The organism is Bdellovibrio bacteriovorus (genome assembly GCF_001592735.1).
GTDB classification, from domain to species: Bacteria; Bdellovibrionota; Bdellovibrionia; order Bdellovibrionales; family Bdellovibrionaceae; genus Bdellovibrio; species Bdellovibrio bacteriovorus_D.
This window is the reverse complement of the sequence record NZ_LUKE01000003.1, coordinates 338467-354204: the sequence shown is the minus strand read 5'-3', so window position 1 is coordinate 354204 and position 15738 is coordinate 338467. Positions and strand designations below refer to the sequence as shown.

Annotated in this window: 13 protein-coding genes; 8 read left to right on the top strand and 5 right to left on the bottom strand. The window is 44.4% G+C overall.

The window, feature by feature from the left end; translation table 11 throughout:
* Window positions 1-105 precede the first annotated feature (105 nt).
* The gene (locus AZI86_RS14130; protein WP_253715958.1) at window positions 106-1113 is read right to left on the bottom strand and encodes a TIGR01212 family radical SAM protein; all 1008 of its coding nucleotides are present in this window, start codon (window positions 1111-1113) and stop codon (window positions 106-108) included.
* A gap of 39 nt (window positions 1114-1152) precedes the next feature.
* On the opposite strand from AZI86_RS14130, the gene AZI86_RS14125 reads away from it, so the two are divergent.
* The 3 genes from AZI86_RS14125 to AZI86_RS14115 are packed head-to-tail and all read left to right on the top strand — an operon-like array spanning window position 1153 to window position 3293.
* A complete protein-coding gene (locus AZI86_RS14125) occupies window positions 1153-1911 on the top strand; it encodes an MnmC family methyltransferase (RefSeq protein WP_061835850.1) in 759 nt (252 codons plus the stop codon).
* 31 nt (window positions 1912-1942) lie between these two features.
* Window positions 1943-2683: a substrate-binding periplasmic protein gene (locus AZI86_RS14120; RefSeq protein ID WP_081111946.1), complete on the top strand. Its 741-nt coding sequence runs from the start codon at window positions 1943-1945 to the stop codon at window positions 2681-2683.
* A 10-nt stretch (window positions 2684-2693) separates the two neighbouring features.
* Window positions 2694-3293, top strand: coding sequence for a class I SAM-dependent DNA methyltransferase (locus AZI86_RS14115; protein ID WP_061835848.1), 600 nt, complete (start codon window positions 2694-2696; stop codon window positions 3291-3293).
* A gap of 16 nt (window positions 3294-3309) precedes the next feature.
* Here the strand turns inward: AZI86_RS14115 and AZI86_RS14110 are convergent, their stop codons facing one another.
* Window positions 3310-6327, bottom strand: coding sequence for an outer membrane lipoprotein-sorting protein (locus tag AZI86_RS14110; RefSeq protein WP_081111945.1), 3018 nt, complete (start codon window positions 6325-6327; stop codon window positions 3310-3312).
* Between the two features lie 72 nt (window positions 6328-6399).
* Between AZI86_RS14110 and AZI86_RS14105 the strand changes: the two genes are divergently transcribed.
* Window positions 6400-7929: a hypothetical protein gene (locus AZI86_RS14105; protein WP_157684716.1), complete on the top strand. Its 1530-nt coding sequence runs from the start codon at window positions 6400-6402 to the stop codon at window positions 7927-7929.
* On the opposite strand, the gene AZI86_RS14100 is transcribed toward AZI86_RS14105, so the two are convergent.
* Both AZI86_RS14100 and AZI86_RS14095 read right to left on the bottom strand, forming a co-directional pair.
* Window positions 7926-9230, bottom strand: coding sequence for a hypothetical protein (locus tag AZI86_RS14100; RefSeq protein ID WP_061835844.1), 1305 nt, complete (start codon window positions 9228-9230; stop codon window positions 7926-7928). The two genes, AZI86_RS14105 and AZI86_RS14100, sit on opposite strands and share 4 nt — an antisense overlap.
* The gene (locus tag AZI86_RS14095) at window positions 9227-9931 is read right to left on the bottom strand and encodes a PilZ domain-containing protein (protein WP_253715957.1); all 705 of its coding nucleotides are present in this window, start codon (window positions 9929-9931) and stop codon (window positions 9227-9229) included. Before AZI86_RS14095 ends, AZI86_RS14100 begins: the two co-directional genes overlap by 4 nt.
* 80 nt (window positions 9932-10011) lie before the next feature.
* Here AZI86_RS14095 and AZI86_RS14090 point away from each other — a divergent pair, with 80 nt between their 5' ends.
* Window positions 10012-10602: an NADPH-dependent FMN reductase gene (locus AZI86_RS14090; RefSeq protein WP_061835841.1), complete on the top strand. Its 591-nt coding sequence runs from the start codon at window positions 10012-10014 to the stop codon at window positions 10600-10602.
* A gap of 326 nt (window positions 10603-10928) precedes the next feature.
* A complete protein-coding gene (locus tag AZI86_RS14085) occupies window positions 10929-12803 on the top strand; it encodes a potassium transporter Kup (protein ID WP_061835839.1) in 1875 nt (624 codons plus the stop codon).
* On the opposite strand, the gene AZI86_RS14080 is transcribed toward AZI86_RS14085, so the two are convergent.
* A complete protein-coding gene (locus AZI86_RS14080; RefSeq protein WP_061835837.1) occupies window positions 12800-13978 on the bottom strand; it encodes a patatin-like phospholipase family protein in 1179 nt (392 codons plus the stop codon). The genes AZI86_RS14085 and AZI86_RS14080 overlap by 4 nt on opposite strands.
* A gap of 165 nt (window positions 13979-14143) precedes the next feature.
* Here AZI86_RS14080 and AZI86_RS14075 point away from each other — a divergent pair, with 165 nt between their 5' ends.
* Both AZI86_RS14075 and AZI86_RS14070 read left to right on the top strand, forming a co-directional pair.
* Entirely contained in the window at window positions 14144-14737 is a 594-nt protein-coding gene (locus tag AZI86_RS14075) for a YceI family protein (protein ID WP_061835835.1), read from the top strand.
* A 241-nt stretch (window positions 14738-14978) separates the two neighbouring features.
* Entirely contained in the window at window positions 14979-15581 is a 603-nt protein-coding gene (locus AZI86_RS14070; protein ID WP_061835833.1) for a hypothetical protein, read from the top strand.
* Window positions 15582-15738 lie beyond the last annotated feature (157 nt).

The following is a 15738-nucleotide window of genomic DNA, read 5'->3' as shown; positions in this document are numbered from 1 at the left end:
ATTTTACCTCTCAAAACCAAAGTCTAGTTCAAAAAGTCTGTTTTAAGCTGTTTTGAAAGGTATTTTCTCTGTAGTGATCTTACACGTTCTTAAATTGTGCAAAAACTAAGCATGTGGGACGGCAAGTGGACGAGATTTTTTCTGCAAAAAGCTTTGCGCTTCCAGGTCCGAGGGTGAATCGGCACGAAAAAGTTGGGATTGATAGGATTTTTGAGCCCGCAAATAGTCAATGATGTACTGGTGCGTGCCCATTTTATCCTTCGTCCATTCTGGCGCAACCAGTTCATCCCACCGAGAAGAATATGCGGCTAAGCGATGCAGAGCAAATTTGGGAGATAAGTGCTGCAAAAACAATTCAACACGACGGCAATAAGTATCCCGATCCATTGGCGTGAATTCCCCACGAAGATACATGCCTTCTAGCGGAGTGTTTTTTAGGACATGCATGTTGTGCAACTTCACGTTCGTGATCGGCAAAGTGTTTACAATCTCGGCCGTGCGAATAATGCGCTCATCGGTTTCGCCGGGATTTCCAAAGATCAGATGAATCCCTAAATCCACATCGGTAGTCTCAGCGATTTTGTGGATGGCTTCAATCGATGCTTCGGCCGTGTGTCCTCGACGCATAAATTCTAATTCATCATTAAAGAAGCTTTGCACGCCGAGCTCCACGGCCACGAAAGATTTTTCGTGATATTCTTGCCACATGTCTAAGACGGCCTTCGAGAGGCAGTCGGGCCTCGTGCCTAACGTAAAGCCTTTCACCCATGGATAAGACAGGGCCACATCAAAATTGTGGCGAAGGGCTGAAACCTTGGTGAAGGTATTGGTGTAGGCTTGGAAGTAAATAAGGAAAGCTTTGGCTTTATAGCGATCGCTGACTTGTTGATGATACTTTTCAATCTGCGCACGCAACTCCATGGACAGGCTTTCAGCGTTCGCGGCCGAACCCCACACATCACAGAACACACACGTCTGCATGCCTTTTAATCCACGGCGATTCGGACAGTCATCGACAACCGAAACGGGGATCTTGTAAACCTTCTCGCCGAAGAGTTTATTGTAGTGTTCACTGATTGTATGGTAGGGAAGTCCTAGCCAGCCTTTTTCCATGGCGCTTTTTATCGTTTTACATCGCAGGAAGTCAATCAAATGAAGTCTTGGGCTGAAATTGGATTTGAAATCGAAACCACAGCGGATGGAAGTCCCACTTTACGCCTCTTAGAGTCGGTAGATCCCACGAAATACCGAGGAGAGTCCATGCATCATTCCGGGGGCGCGTGGGCCGAGACCCTGCTTATTTACGGAAAAGGGGCCGCGCATGTCTTGGCGGTGCAAGATTCACCTCACTTTTTTGTTCTGGGTTTAGGGATGGGGTATATTGAGCTTGCGATTGCACGTGAAGCTCTTTTGGCAAAAAAAGAAATCGGTTTGATCACCAGTTATGAAGCGGTGCCAGAGTTGCGAAGCTATTTTTGGAATTGGCTTTATAATCATTCCGAAAATTTAGATGCGGATGTTTGGCAGACTTATGAATGGATGGCCAAGTCGGTGATCAGTGGGACTGATTTGAGTGTTGACGAATTGAAAATGAAATTACGTCCGCTCTTTGCGACGGAATCAGTCATTAATAGTGAGCTTACCTCCAATTTTGTCTTAAGCACTCAGTATCATGGGATCATGTATGATGCTTTTAGTTCCAAAACCAATCCACTCTTGTGGGAAGAAGAATTTCTCACTCGATTTTTAAGTGTCGCCGCCGCGCCGATTTCAATTTTCTCAACTTATGCTTGTCGCGTGAGTTTAAAATCGGCATTGCGAGCGACAGGTTTTGAAGCCTTGGTGCAGCGAGGATTTCAAGGTAAGCGCAACTCCACCTTAGGTCTTAAGGGTGTTGAAAAAAGATCTTGAAAAATGAGCGTATTAAACATTTACTAGATTAATGCGCTGGAACTTTCTGATTGCATACTCTCTGGGATTTTTTCTTGTCTTATACGAAGCTCAAGCTCGTACCGCTGTTGCTAATTCTGTGTATCCCGCGAAAATTGAACTGGTTACTTGGACGATTCCTTTAATGGTTGAGAGTAAGGATAAAGGTCTTTTTGTTGAACTGGTGCGTGAAATTGGTAAGCGGAATAAAAAAGACATCGGAGTTTCGGTGCAATCTGCGGGGCAAGCTTTGATGTCTTTTTCAAGCAGTAAGGTGCATGGATATTTTCCGGCACATATTATGTCGCTTTCAAAGAACATGATCGCGACGACGCCCTTTTATACTAAAAACGACTATGTGTTTTTTAGAAAAGACAAGCGTTTGACCAGTATTAAGGATCTTGAAGGTAAAAAGGTCGGTCTGACGTTTAGATATTTTTATGATCCCGAAATTTTAAATAATAAAAAAATCCGCGTGGAATATGCAGATGATGATTTTATTAATATGAAAAAATTGGGGGATGGTTTAATTGATGCTTTTGTTGTTGAGGAGCGTTCCGGAATAAAAGCGCTTCAAGAAAGCGGTTTTACTAATATCGAATTTGATAAAGCGAGTAAGCTATCTTCAAAGTCTATTCATTTTGCCTTTGAAAATTCAGCACAAGGAGCGGCTTTAAGAGATCTTTTTGATAAAACTTTAAATGAAATGAAAAAAGACGGTTCTTTAGATCGCCTTTTTGCCACTAAAAATTGAGGACTGATTTGTGAGCACCAAGGAGCAAGTTTACGGCTTATATAATAAAATAGGTGAATGGTTTGATTCCGAGCGCGCCCAAGATCTGCGCATGGAAAAAAAGCATTTAGATCGATTCCTGGCTCAAGTTAAAAAAGAAGGAAAAATTTTGGATTTAGGGTGTGGTTCGGGGAGACCGATCGCGTCCTATATTTTAAGCCAAGGTTTTAGTGTCAAAGGAATTGATGGCAGCCAAAAGATGATCGAGTTGGCTAAAAAGTATGTGCCTTCAATAAATCCGGAAGTGCAAGATATGCGCGATTTGAATCTTTCTGAAAAATTTGACGGAATTATCATGTGGCACAGCTCGTTTCATTTGCCTTATGATGACCAGCGAAAACTTCTGCCCAAGCTGGCGCAAGTTTTAAATCCTCAAGGAAGTTTATTATTTACTTCAGGCCCGGCCCACGGCGAAGCCTGGGGAGAAAACTATGGCGAAAATCTTTATCATGCGTCTTTATCTCAGCATGAGTATAGACAGATTTTAACCGATGCGGGATTTAGGGTGGTGGCGCTAGATGTAGAAGATAAATCCGCCGGCGGCGCCACCGTCTGGCTTTGTCGGCTGTAGCGCCCGCGCGAAATACCTACTCTTCGGCCAGCGCTTTAGGGGTAAATTTGTTTGCGCTCAAGCCTTGATCGATTTTTACATCAGACATAGTGATTTCTGTAGCACGCTTGTTCTGCACGTTCTTGATCGTGATCTTGCTGGCGCGCCATTTATTTGCCGCCACTTTCTTATGTCCGGTGATATCAATCACTTTTAAAAGTTTACCTTGTTTGTCATAGCATTCAGCCTTCATTGGTAAATAATCAGAAGCAGAAACATAGCTGACGACCTTAGAATAGTTTGCCGAAGTCCCAGAGACATCACTTTCCAGAACGAAATACTTTTTACCCTTGATTTCAATTTCTTTTTTCACCGCCGTTTGCGCGCCTTCACTGCGATTAAAATCAAAGTCTTCCGTCGAAAGTTCAGACCCCAAGATGCCACCCTGACCACTTTCGCCCGTTAAGCGGCGAGTTTGTTTAGACGAGGGGAGATAAATCCATTTTTCCTCTTGATCGCCTTTGAGGGTTGCTAACAAACCCGTGCCGTTAAGATCTTGGGGTTTCATCATGCGCACCATCATATAGTGTTCTTTTTTTGAAGGACTTAAGCGAGAAATACGCATCTGTCGTTCTTTACTAGAACCATCGGCCTCAATAATTTTCATTTTCACCGAGAACTGTTCATCCTTAGCGCTTAAGCGAGACGACATTTCCTGACCAACCTGTTGTGGGGTGGGCAACGCCGCATAGGCTGGGGTCGGTGAAAACGAAACGAAGATAGCCAATAATAGAGCCGATGTCGTTGCCATAATTCTCTCCTTTTTCCAAGTCACAGACGTTAACAGCCAAGGACAACTTTTTAGCAAGGTTGGTAAAAGAACAAGGTCACCTACCAGGCCCGCCAGCATCGAAAGTAACATGTAGAAACCAAAAATGCGATTCATAGCGAAGTAAGAGGCCATAAATACAGAAAATCCCGCTAGCAACGTCATGCTGGAAATCAAACAAGGGTTGCCCTCTCGCCACATGGTTTTTTCAATTTCAAGGTCCCGGGCCCCCGATCTTTTTTGAATCGAACGCAGCCGTTCTAAAAGATAAACCGTATTGTTAAACGCCAATCCTAACGCGATGGAAAAAATAATCGCCACACTGGGTTTGATCGGTGTTTCTGAAACGGCTAAAAAACCTAATAATGCCGCGGGTGGGACTAAATTGGGAATACAAGCCACCAAAGCCCAACGTAAAGAACGAAACACGACCATTAAAACCAAACAGATTGCGGCCATAGACTGCCAGAATCCAAAAATCAATTCGTGAGAAAGTTCGTTGTTAAGATGGTGAATCGTTGATCCCATCCCGGTGACTTCCACTTGCATATCAGGGAAGCGCGCGGAAGCCTGGGCGGTTATTTTCTTAACCAAAGCCTCTAACTCATTGCCGGGTAAGTCTTGTGTTCTTACGGAGACCCGAGTGTTGGAAGAGTCCGCATTTAAGAAATTCTTTAAAGGACTGTTGTCAGAAAGTGAATACAAAAAGAAAATCTCGGCTGTCGAGGATCGACTTGCGGGTAAGCGCGAGTGATGGATATTAGCCGCGGCGACTAAGTCGGGCAATGCGACGACGCTGCCCACGCCTTGATAGCCACGCAGATCCGTTGAAAGCTGATCAAGCTGGGCCAAGAGTTTTGGATCATTCCAAGCTTCATTCTTGCCTTTGATTTGGATATCTAGAGGAATCATCCCGCCTAGCTCCTTATCAATACGCTCGGTTGAAAGACGCACTTGGTGATTTGTGGGCAAGTCATCAAAAAGTCGAGCGGACCAAGAAAGACTTTGTCCTTTAAGGGCTAAGCCAGAACAAATCAAAATAATAAGAAAGGCCCATACTCCAGATCTGCGAAATAGGTATAGCGCCCAGCGTGCTTTTTTCCATGCCCACTCACGCGCGCGTGGCTCCGGCATAAAATGTAGCAAGGGGAAAATCATCAAGGTTGTTACGACCCAGCCTAAAATGATCGCGGCCGCTGCAGTCACTCCGTAATCGCGGATCAACGGAACTTTCACGGTGAGTAAAGCTAAAAAGCCAATCATCGTGGTGGTGGAGGCAAAAAGATTCGGTCCCAGTAAAGCTTTAAAAGTATAGTTCACCACTTCGGCATGACTTAAGTGAGGTTGATTTTTTCGTTCCTCGGTCACGCGTAACAAAGTGTGAATTAAAAGGGAGACCACATCCACGGTCGTTAAAATGGGAATCGTGCTGGATAAAACGGAAAACGGATATCCGGCTAAAGCCATTGCTGCGAGGACAAGAATATTGGCGCAAAGAATAATGATGAACGCCATAATAAGCGGAGACCAATTAGAAAAGATCAAAGCTAAAACGAGAAAACAAGCCACAAAGCCTAAAACCACAAAATTGCGAATCTCGGTCTTTAATAAAACACCGACGTCCGTTTGGACGGCCGGAGTTCCACCGATTTCAACTTGAGAGAAAGGCAAAGACGCTTTGGCCGTGACTTCCAAATTTTCGCGCAATTGAGAAAGTTCATGAGACTCTAATGATTGAATATTTACGATCACCGACGCGGTTTGCGCATCTTTTGAAATCAAGGTCGGGGAAATAAGGGGGTTGCTCAAGGTTTCTTGAGCCCACGCACTTGGCGGAAGGTTTTTAAGAACTGGACCAACGCTAAGTCCTTCGTTTTTATCTATCGCACCTTGGATGTTAGCCAAGCTCAGCGTGCCTTTCACGCCGGGAAAGTTTTTTAAAAGATCTGTGAGTCTTTCTAGTTTTTCGATCTTCTTTTTTTCAAACCAGGTCTCGCCTTCATTAGACAGTTTTGCTGTAATAATAAACGGCTGTGAATCAGCCAATTGAAAGATTTGTCGCGTGTTATCGTCTTTTTTCAGCAGCGGGTTATCTTGAGGAAGGAATTGCTTAAGGCTGTATTGAGTTTGCAACTTAGGCAGTACAAAAAGGCTCGCTAGAGTCAGAGCAAAAACAAATAATAGGCTAGAGATGGATATTCTTTTGACGAAATTTGAAATATTCATGCAGTTGTCTTCTTTCGGTGCTCTTAACGTTTAGTACTTTAGAAAAGTATCAACTAGCCGTAATCTAAAAACATGATGGGACAAACGATGACAAATCAAAGAAGTAATTTTACGAAACTCGTGTTGAGTGCGCTAGTGACTCTTTTATCTTCACACGGTTTTGCGAAATCGCAAATAAAAACTGAATATGAACTGGTCCTACCTAAACAGTTTCAGCAAAACTTGATCAACCAAAAGTGGACGAGTTTTGTGAATAAAGAATTCTCGAAAAACTGGCAATTTCCTAATCAAGTCGTCGTCGCACAAGGAGAAATCCCTGTCCAAATTAATGACATTTTTCTGCAAATCAAAACGCAATTAAAAAAGCCTGCGTTGCAAGATTCAAAAACCGCTTTAGAGCTTTCCTCAATGAATCTTCAAGCACTTCTTACGATTGGTGAAGTGAGCGTGGACCATATTGTAGAGCGTGAAGTCGGCGGCATCGTGGGCCGCTTTCGCCTGCAAGCTCAGTGTAAACAAGTGCAACTGCAAATGAAAGCGGGTGCGGGGGACTTCGCCGTTATTTTAACTCCAAATGTGGGTTCGTCGACCGCTGGTGGTGAAATTCAGTCGGTCCGTCTAGGCTGGGCACCCGATGCTTGGGTGGTGGCCTCGATGCAATGCGCGGGGGCTCAAGGTTTTGATGCGATCTTAAAAGAGGAAATTCAAAAGATGGCGCAAGACTCTGAAAGTTTTGTAGCTCCTCATAAAGAATTTTTACGTGCCTCAGTGCAAGCTGAACTTGATAAAGTGCAATTTGATTTTTCTGGCAGTAAGCAGCTCGTGATATCTCGCCCCGATATTAAGGTGACAATGACCGTGGATCAATTAAAAGATCTAGGTTCTAGTGGGGCTAAAGTCAGCGGTCATTTTTTGGTCGACTTTAATCGTGCGCCAAACAGTGACGTGAAGGTGCTTACGCTATCTGGTGAATCCAGCTCTAATGGTGGTTTGGCGTCATTAAGATTGCCCAAAGACTTTTTAAAAGAAGTGATGAAACGGGCTTACGCGCCGAACACATGGATGCATCAGTTTAACTCCGATAAAATTTCAGGCTTTGTGTCGTTGATGCGTTCGCGTTTTTTGCAGTTTTTCGTGTGGCCCGAATTGATGAAGTATCCTAAGACTTCGGTCTTTCGTTTTGATGTGTACTCAAATAAAAATTTAAACATCCAAGGTCAGGGTTTAAGTTATCAAATGCAAGGAAACATCTACACGCAAATGCAGTCCCCACAAAATGGCAAGCTGGCTCCATTTATGGATTTCACTGTGCCGATGAAGGCAAATATCAAACTGCAAGTGCAAAACGGTGTTGTGACGGCTGATTTAGGGACTCCGGCCTTAAGTTTGAATGCGCAGTGGAATCAGAATTATTTGGCTAAAAATCGTGTTTCAAAAAGTTTTTCATCAAGTACGATTCAGAGTCGCATTATTGAAGCGATCACGGGACAAAAGATTACAACTGTGTTGCCAAGTATTCCGGTGGCGGATGGTTTGGCCTTAAAAGTGAAGTCCGCGCGCGTGACGGGATCTCAAGATTTGGTTTTAGATCTTAGCAATTAAAAAGATCGCGACAGCGATAAAGAATAAGAGTCATTTTTTTCATAAACGCCTAAGGGATTTTGGGCGTCTCCTGAAATCAATCTTGCTGAAATATTCAAATTCCAAGCGTCACCAAGGCGGCGACCAATTCCAAATTCGCTGTAATTGCTATTATGGCGAGTTTCTAATAAGCCTAACAAAGAAGCCGACCACACCTCAGACCAAGACAGACGACCGCCTAACATCCATGAATCGCGAAAGATCTCGGTGGTAGAAAGATTTGAATCATTACTTTTTTCAGAAGAAATAAAGGACTTCTGTAAAACCGCAATGAGCATTCCGTCTGAACCAAATTGAAAATTCTTTTCCATCGCCAGCACCGTTTCTTGCATCCAGCCGGGCAAGTAAGAATCATCACCAATGCTTTGTTGGTAAGTGGCCGCCAGTTTAAACAGCAAATCCCATTGGTTTCTTACCATTGAAATAGCGCCTTGGCGCAGGCGATAGTTCTGGGTTTTTAAGAACACGTCTGGATCGACTGAAACCACGGTTTTTGGCGAGACTTGCACCACGCTGCCGGTAACTTGTGGTTTCACTAAAGGAAATGAAGCCACCCCGTCGTAATAGTAAAGGCCCAGATCAACAAAACCCCGCCATTGAATGCGGGCGGCAATATTGTTGTCTAAAGCGTCGTTCAAATTTTCGCGTGCACCAAAACGATAGCGAAGAGTTTCCGGCAAAAGTAAAACAATGTCGTTATCCGGAGTTTCCGGAATAAAAATTTCTCGAGGCAACCAGCGACTGTTTTCACCGGGCAATATGGCACCTTTGTTTTGCGGAATATAAATCAGATCATAATCCCAAGTTTCAAAACTTTGCGAATAGCTTAAAGACAAAGCTCCCATCTTTCGCGATTGTAAAGGGTCAAAGTATTGTTTGGAATTAACGATATCAATAGGGTTGTATCCATCGGTCACGCCCCAAGAATAAAGAGCGTAGCCGGCTTGTAAAGAGATCGTGTCACCTTTGTAGCGCAAATAGGCTTCGGTAAAATCAAAATAATTTCTTTCGCTTTCTGATTTATTGCCAGGGTCCGTAACATAATCAGGCTTCAAGTAGAATCTTATCGAATCTAAATAAGTCCACTTATAATTGGGCTGTAATTCCAGACGGAAATTTTCGTTATTCGTGTCTTCGCCATAATCTTGTGGAAAATAGCGTGCTTCCAATTTTGTATCGATGTGTAGGGCCCATTCGGTGGAGCGTTTGGCTTCAGCTTGAAAGGAAAATAAAAACAAAAGAAGATAAAAGCCGTACCTCATTGATGCACGGCAAATTTATTTACGTATTCAATGACCGAGCTTTTGAGTTCGTCGGTGATATCTAAAAATCTTAGACCCGCGTAACCATCAGCGCCAATGTAAACGGCTTCAAACATGCAATCAATGGTCACATAAAGATTTGGACTTGTCAGGGTCCCGCGAAATTGGCTGCCAATATGCATTCCTTGCGCATCGTTGATTCCAATCCCGCCTTCGCTGATAGAGATCACTCGGCAAGATTGCTCACCTTGAGGGATTTCAAAAGTCAAAGTACCCACGATCGGAACTCGAGGGTGAGAGCGCCGGCTGATTCCTAATTCTTCCACCAATCGAGGAATAGCGAACACTTCTTTCCAGGTATCGCCAGCCTCGGGGAAGACATCGATCGCACTTAAATCTGAAAAATTTTTAAGATAAGTGACAAGCTCGGCATAGCGCAGGGGTGTTTTTTCTTCGCCATGAACGCGGACGCGCCATAGACCTTGAGGTTTTTCGGGAGTAGGGCCGGAAGAACCCGTTACATGACCAGCTTCGCGTAAAGTCTGACGCCATTTTGCTGGTTGCATCCATTCGGAATGCCCGCGCCCCCAGACTTGCGGTTCTTTGGCTGAAGGTAAATGTTGTTCCACCTCGTCAGGTTCAAAGGGGCCGGTGGTTTGACCTTCGCTTAAAATGAACCAGATCTTGGACTGCGACATCATGCCTCCGGGGTGTCCGATAATTCTAGCTTGAGCTTTATTACAGCGAACTGTATACCCACTGTCTAGGAGAATTAAGAAAAATGAAATACATCATCTCGGGAACGGATCGACCGGGTTCCAATACATTAAAAATTTCGAAGTTCATTCAAAGCATCTACAAAGATCTGGGTGAAGATGTAGAGATTATGGATTTACAAGAACTAAAAAAACATCTTCATGGTGATTTGCTTTATGGAACTCCAAGCGAAGGAATCACTCCTTACTTGCAAAAAGTATTAAGCAGCGACGGACTGATCGTGGTGAGTCCGGAATACAACGGATCTATGCCTGGTATTTTAAAATACTTCATCGATCACATGAAGTTTCCAGATTCCTTCGAATACCGTCCGGTGTGTTTTGTGGGCTTGGGGATTATGTGGGGTGGTTTGCGTCCGGTGGAACACCTGCAAGGGGTCTTCGGGTATCGCAACGCCTTTATTTTTCCAGAGCGAGTGTTCTTAATGAATGTTCACAAAAGCGTAGACGCCGATGGCCAAGTCATCGATGCGACAGCGAAGAGCCTGCTTATTAAGCAAGCTCAGGGCTTTCAAAAGTTTACGCAAGCTTTGTCCGGGGCGGGACTTGATGCCAACTCCTTTATCGCAAAGAAGCTTCAGCTGGCGCCGAAATAGGGCGCAGCTTGAGCTGTGCGCTGACCTTTGTTTCGAAGTAAAAAAGACCGGCTAGGATGACGACGGCTAAGAACCACTTTGATTTAAAAATCGAATTCGGTTTCATGCCTCTAGGATCTCAAACAGCCCAAAAAGAAAGCAACTGAACTTCCTGTAATTTACCCCACGCGTCAACACTCTTGAGGCCTTGCTGACAAGGCCTGGGTTTTTCACTAAACTCAAGTCTTGTTCAAATGATAGCACCAGTTTAAAGAATTCCAGCTTGATAGGCAGGACGGTTTTTTATCGACAAGTCAGGACACAACCAACAAGGTAACACCCTATTAATGCTCTCTTTGGGGGCCTTGGGAGTGGTTTTCGGGGACATCGGTACCAGTCCTCTTTATGCTTTGAGAGAGTGTTTTGGTGAGTACGGTCTTGTTCCCAACGAATCAAATATCTTAGGAATTCTTTCTCTTATTTTCTGGACGATGATTATTGTTATCTGTGTAAAGTACATGGCCTTTGTCATGCGCGCGGATAATAAAGGCGAAGGTGGTATTCTTTCTTTGATGGCGCTCGCCGTGCGCAGTCAGGGCAGTAAAGATGGCACCAATCGCCGTTGGGCGATGACGATCTTAGGACTTTTTGGGGCCGCGGTCCTTTACGGCGATGGTGTTATCACGCCCGCCATTTCGGTCTTATCCGCCATGGAAGGTCTCACTTTAGTAGCACCTAAGTTTGAGCCTTTCATTATTCCGCTGACCATTTTTGTTATTAACGCGATTTTCTTGATGCAAAAATATGGGACGGGGAAAATAGGGATCGTCTTTGGACCCATCATATTGATTTGGTTCACGGTGCTGGGGGCTCTTGGGGTCCATGGCATGATTGAAAATCTGCATGTCTTTGAAGCTTTATTTCCCAGTCATGCGGTCGAGTTTTTCCTTAACAATGGATGGCATGGCTTTCTTGTATTGGGTTCGGTGGTGCTGGTAGTTACGGGCGGGGAAGCTCTTTATGCAGATATGGGACATTTCGGTAAACGACCGATTCGCTTGGCGTGGTTTTTTATCGCTCTTCCGGCTTTAGTATTAAATTATTTTGGACAAGGGGCTTTGCTTTTAAATCACCCTGAGGCTGTTTCTAATCCATTTTATCTTTTAGCTCCTAAATGGGCCCTGTTGCCGATGGTCTGTCTCTCGACGATGGCGACCGTGATTGCCTCTCAAGCCTTAATCTCTGGAGTTTTTTCCATCACTCGGCAGGCAATACAGTTGGGTTTTTGTCCGCGCATTGCCATTGTTCACACTTCCAGTCGAGAAATTGGTCAGATCTATGTGCCTGCCGTGAATTGGGCTCTTTTCATTGGAGTTGTCTGGCTGGTGCTAACGTTTAAAAGCTCTACCAACTTGGCCGCCGCTTACGGGATTGCCGTGACCGCGACCATGGTCATCACCACCATTCTTGCTTATGAAGTCGCCCGCCAAAAATGGAATTGGAGTTTGTTAAAGGCGTCCTCGATTTTCGGAACTTTTTTTGTTATTGATATGGCGTTTTTTTCGGCGAACGTTCGTAAGATCACACACGGTGGTTGGGTGCCGTTAGCGATTGGGGCGGTGATTTATCTGTTAATGACGACATGGCAAAAAGGTCGTCAGATTTTGTTCCGTCGTCTTAAAGAGCGCTCAATGCCGATTGAAGATTTCTGCTTAAAGCTTTTGCGCGAGCCTCCGTTTCGCGTACCAGGGACTGCGATATACATGACGGGGGATCCTTGGGGTGTGCCAGCACCGCTGTTGCATAATTTAAAGCACAATAAAGTTTTGCATCAGCGCGTGGCCATTTTAACAATTCAAACGCGTGAAGTTCCTTTTGTATCTAAGAAGGATCGCATATCAATTCAAGAAGTGATCCCGAATATGTACCGTATTCTGGCTTACTATGGGTTTATGGAAATCCCTAAGATGAAACATATCTTAGAGGCTTGTCGTCAGCGTGATATCAATTTCAGCGTCAGCGAGACGACTTTCGTTTTGGGACGTGAAACCATCATCGCTAGCAAAAATGGCCCGGCCCCTGAACGCGCCAACGAACCGCGTATGTTCCACTGGCGTGAACGACTGTTTGCGGTGATGTCTAAAAATGCAGAGCGACCCACGGCCTTTTTCCGCATCCCACCCAATCAAGTGATCGAAGTGGGAATTCAAGTCGAAATTTAGTTTTGGGTTGAGGGCTGTTTTTGCAAGAGTTTTTGGCGAACTTCATCTTCTAAAAGTTTTCGCAAAGCCTCTTTGGCATTTCGTCCGTCTTCATATCCCAGTTCAATCAAAGCCTTGCTGTAGGAAGAATCAAAAAGCAGAAAGCTTGAAATTTCCGAAACATCCTGAAGACTGCCGAGACCTTTTAACAAATAGCGAATCATCGGGGGTAGTTCCGTGGATTTTTTTGAAGCCAGCTCTGAAAGTTCTCGTGATGGCGAAATCCAAAGGGCATCAATCGGGCGCACCGTTAAATGTGGCGCTTTGATATCGCCAAGCTTAGCCAGATTTTCGTTAATTCTTTGCAGGCGTTCGATATCAATCTCCATCCCGTCCATCATCACGGCGTTAAGAAGAACATTCGCGATGCGACCCACCGAAGGAGGATCGCTAGGTCTCACCTCGGGAGCGGCATAGCACATGTCTTGTTTTTTTCGCACGCCGATAGCTATCAATCGATCTGAACCCAAATAGATAGCCGGACCGCAAGGCGATTGATTGCGGACACAGCCATCCCCAAAATATCGCGTATCAAGCGCCACCGGAGGAAACAAAATGGGAATCGCCGCGGATGCTAAAACGTGATCGGCCGTGATCTTTGCACTCTCGGCTCGGCGACGAACTCGGCGCCAAGGGCTTATGCCGTTATGAGACTGCAGGAATGTCACGGTGGCGCTGCTATGATAATCCATCGCTGTCACCCCCAAGGCTTGAAACATTCCGGCAGAGATATTCTTGTCGATATTACTAAAATCACAATGTTTCTCTAAAAAACTTTTTAAAGGAGCCGTGTCTAACAGCGAGCGATGGGGTGATTTTTTAACGAGTCCCCCCAAGGAAAGATCAAACATCCACTGCAGGCCTCCCATAGAAAGTGAAACCACATCACTGATATAAACTTGCTCGGTTTGGACGTTGGACCAAAGATGTTCTAAATTCTTAGTTGCCTGAATAAAACTTCCTTCAGGGGACGAACAAATAAAAGCGGCATTGATAGCGCCGGCACTCAAACCTGTATAGTAGCTGATCGGATTGTCGATTTGCATTTCTTGGCAAAGTTCGCCAATGGCAGCTAAAACGCCAGCTTGATAAGCCGCGCGAGCTCCTCCTCCAGATAAGACAAGACCAAGGGACATAGAATCTCCTTTAGGCTTTATAAGCATAGTAAGATCCTGCACACAGATCAAAGTTTAATTCTGCATGTCGAAGCTTGCGCTATGAAGCGTGTTAAGAAATAGTTTTTATGGTTGATCGTTTGCAAAAAAACGCGAAGATGAGACATCTTTGAAGGAGAAATCAAAATGATGAAGTACGTATTAAGCGCGCTATTAACGGTAGCAGCTTCGGCAGCAATGGCTGATGTTTATAAAATCGATGCTCAAGCAAGTAAAATTGCTTGGAAGGGCACTAAGAAAATGGGAAGTGCTCATAATGGTCACATTGCCGTTAAAGAAGGCGAAGTCACCACGGATAAGAAAAATCAAATCACCGCGGGAACTGTTGTAGTTGATATGACAACGATCACAAATGAGGATTTGAAAGACAGTGCTGATTACCAAAAGAAATTGGTTGGTCATCTTTCTAGCGAAGATTTTTTTAACGTATCAAAATACCCAACATCGACCTTCAAAATCACAAGTGTAAAACCAGGCAAAGCCAAAGACGAAGTGATCGTAAAAGGTGATTTAACGATGATCGGTGGCACTCACCCGGTTGAATTTCCAGCGACGGTGAAAGTAGACAAAAACACAATCACCGGCACCGGCAAAGTTGAAGTTGATCGCACAAAATGGGGTCTGAAATACGGCTCTGGCAACTTCTTTAAAGAACTTGCGGGCGATAAAATCATCAATGACAAGTTTGAACTTGAATTGAATCTAGTCGCTAAAAAATAGTTTTGATTAAGAACTTTTTTATAAGACCCCGCCTTAAAAGCGGGGTTTTTTATTTTTCAAGACTGTTCAATGTTTTCGCTATCTGGTTCTAAAAATGTCACCGCCGTGGCGTGGTGGATTTAGCGTCCCTTGTCTCAGAATGAGAATCGCTAAATGATTCCATGATTTAGGCCCATCTGCTGTCTGGCCAAGACCTTGCATTATAGCCTCGTGTAGATCTTTTATTTATGGAGGCTTTGTTATGAAATCATTTAAACCATTTACCGCAGTTCTTATCGCTGCTTTGGCTTTATCAGCTTGCGCGAAGAAAGATTCTGATTTCGCTGCAAAGTACAAAACCAACAAGATGGGTGCGGAAGCGACGAACGTTGAAGAAACGGCGGCCGCTGACCAAGTTGCTCTTGGTGAAGGTATTGATATCGATATCGTCAAGATTGATAGAGCCCTTAACGGTTCTGAAAAAGTCATGACTTCCGTGGTTGCTATTAATAATTATCAATTTTCCCTCACCACACGCCACGCGGCTTTGGAACTAAGAACGGGCACGATGAATGTGGGTAATAACGTCAGAATTGATGCGGCGGCCGTATGCGCCAATGCGAACTGCACGGCTTATTACGTTTTAGTGAATGCATATAAAGACAATAAGTTGGTGATCCAAGAAGGCGTTCGCAAATATTTTGAGGTGTCCACGACAAGTCTAGATCGTTACGCAAAACTAAAAGCAGAAAGAGCTTTGCCGTTGGTTCGTGCGAACGCATGGACAAGTGCTGACATGTATGATGGAACAGTCATGGTCGGATACCTGAACGGCAACGCCACTTCAGGCACCTATATCAAGTAGTTTTCAACGAGGAGCCGGTGTAAAAAGTACACCGGTTCCTAGGCTCCCTTCCTATGCTCTGCTATCGCGCGGCGCAAATTTACTAAAAATTATTCCCAAATCGAATATAAGCTAGATTAAAACAAGATTTCGTCAGGAATTGGTGTTGATACGCAAC

What these genes read in the sequence shown, in the direction of transcription:
- AZI86_RS14130 (WP_253715958.1), bottom strand. Translation starts at nt 1,113, where the DNA reads ATGGAAAAAGGCTGGCTAGGACTTCCCTACCATACAATCAGTGAACAC.
- AZI86_RS14125 (WP_061835850.1), top strand. Translation starts at nt 1,153, where the DNA reads ATGAAGTCTTGGGCTGAAATTGGATTTGAAATCGAAACCACAGCGGAT.
- AZI86_RS14120 (WP_081111946.1), top strand. Translation starts at nt 1,943, where the DNA reads ATGCGCTGGAACTTTCTGATTGCATACTCTCTGGGATTTTTTCTTGTC.
- AZI86_RS14110 (WP_081111945.1), bottom strand. Translation starts at nt 6,327, where the DNA reads ATGAATATTTCAAATTTCGTCAAAAGAATATCCATCTCTAGCCTATTA.
- AZI86_RS14105 (WP_157684716.1), top strand. Translation starts at nt 6,400, where the DNA reads ATGATGGGACAAACGATGACAAATCAAAGAAGTAATTTTACGAAACTC.
- AZI86_RS14100 (WP_061835844.1), bottom strand. Translation starts at nt 9,230, where the DNA reads ATGAGGTACGGCTTTTATCTTCTTTTGTTTTTATTTTCCTTTCAAGCT.
- AZI86_RS14095 (WP_253715957.1), bottom strand. Translation starts at nt 9,931, where the DNA reads ATGATGTCGCAGTCCAAGATCTGGTTCATTTTAAGCGAAGGTCAAACC.
- AZI86_RS14090 (WP_061835841.1), top strand. Translation starts at nt 10,012, where the DNA reads ATGAAATACATCATCTCGGGAACGGATCGACCGGGTTCCAATACATTA.
- AZI86_RS14085 (WP_061835839.1), top strand. Translation starts at nt 10,929, where the DNA reads ATGCTCTCTTTGGGGGCCTTGGGAGTGGTTTTCGGGGACATCGGTACC.
- AZI86_RS14080 (WP_061835837.1), bottom strand. Translation starts at nt 13,978, where the DNA reads ATGTCCCTTGGTCTTGTCTTATCTGGAGGAGGAGCTCGCGCGGCTTAT.
- AZI86_RS14075 (WP_061835835.1), top strand. Translation starts at nt 14,144, where the DNA reads ATGATGAAGTACGTATTAAGCGCGCTATTAACGGTAGCAGCTTCGGCA.
- AZI86_RS14070 (WP_061835833.1), top strand. Translation starts at nt 14,979, where the DNA reads ATGAAATCATTTAAACCATTTACCGCAGTTCTTATCGCTGCTTTGGCT.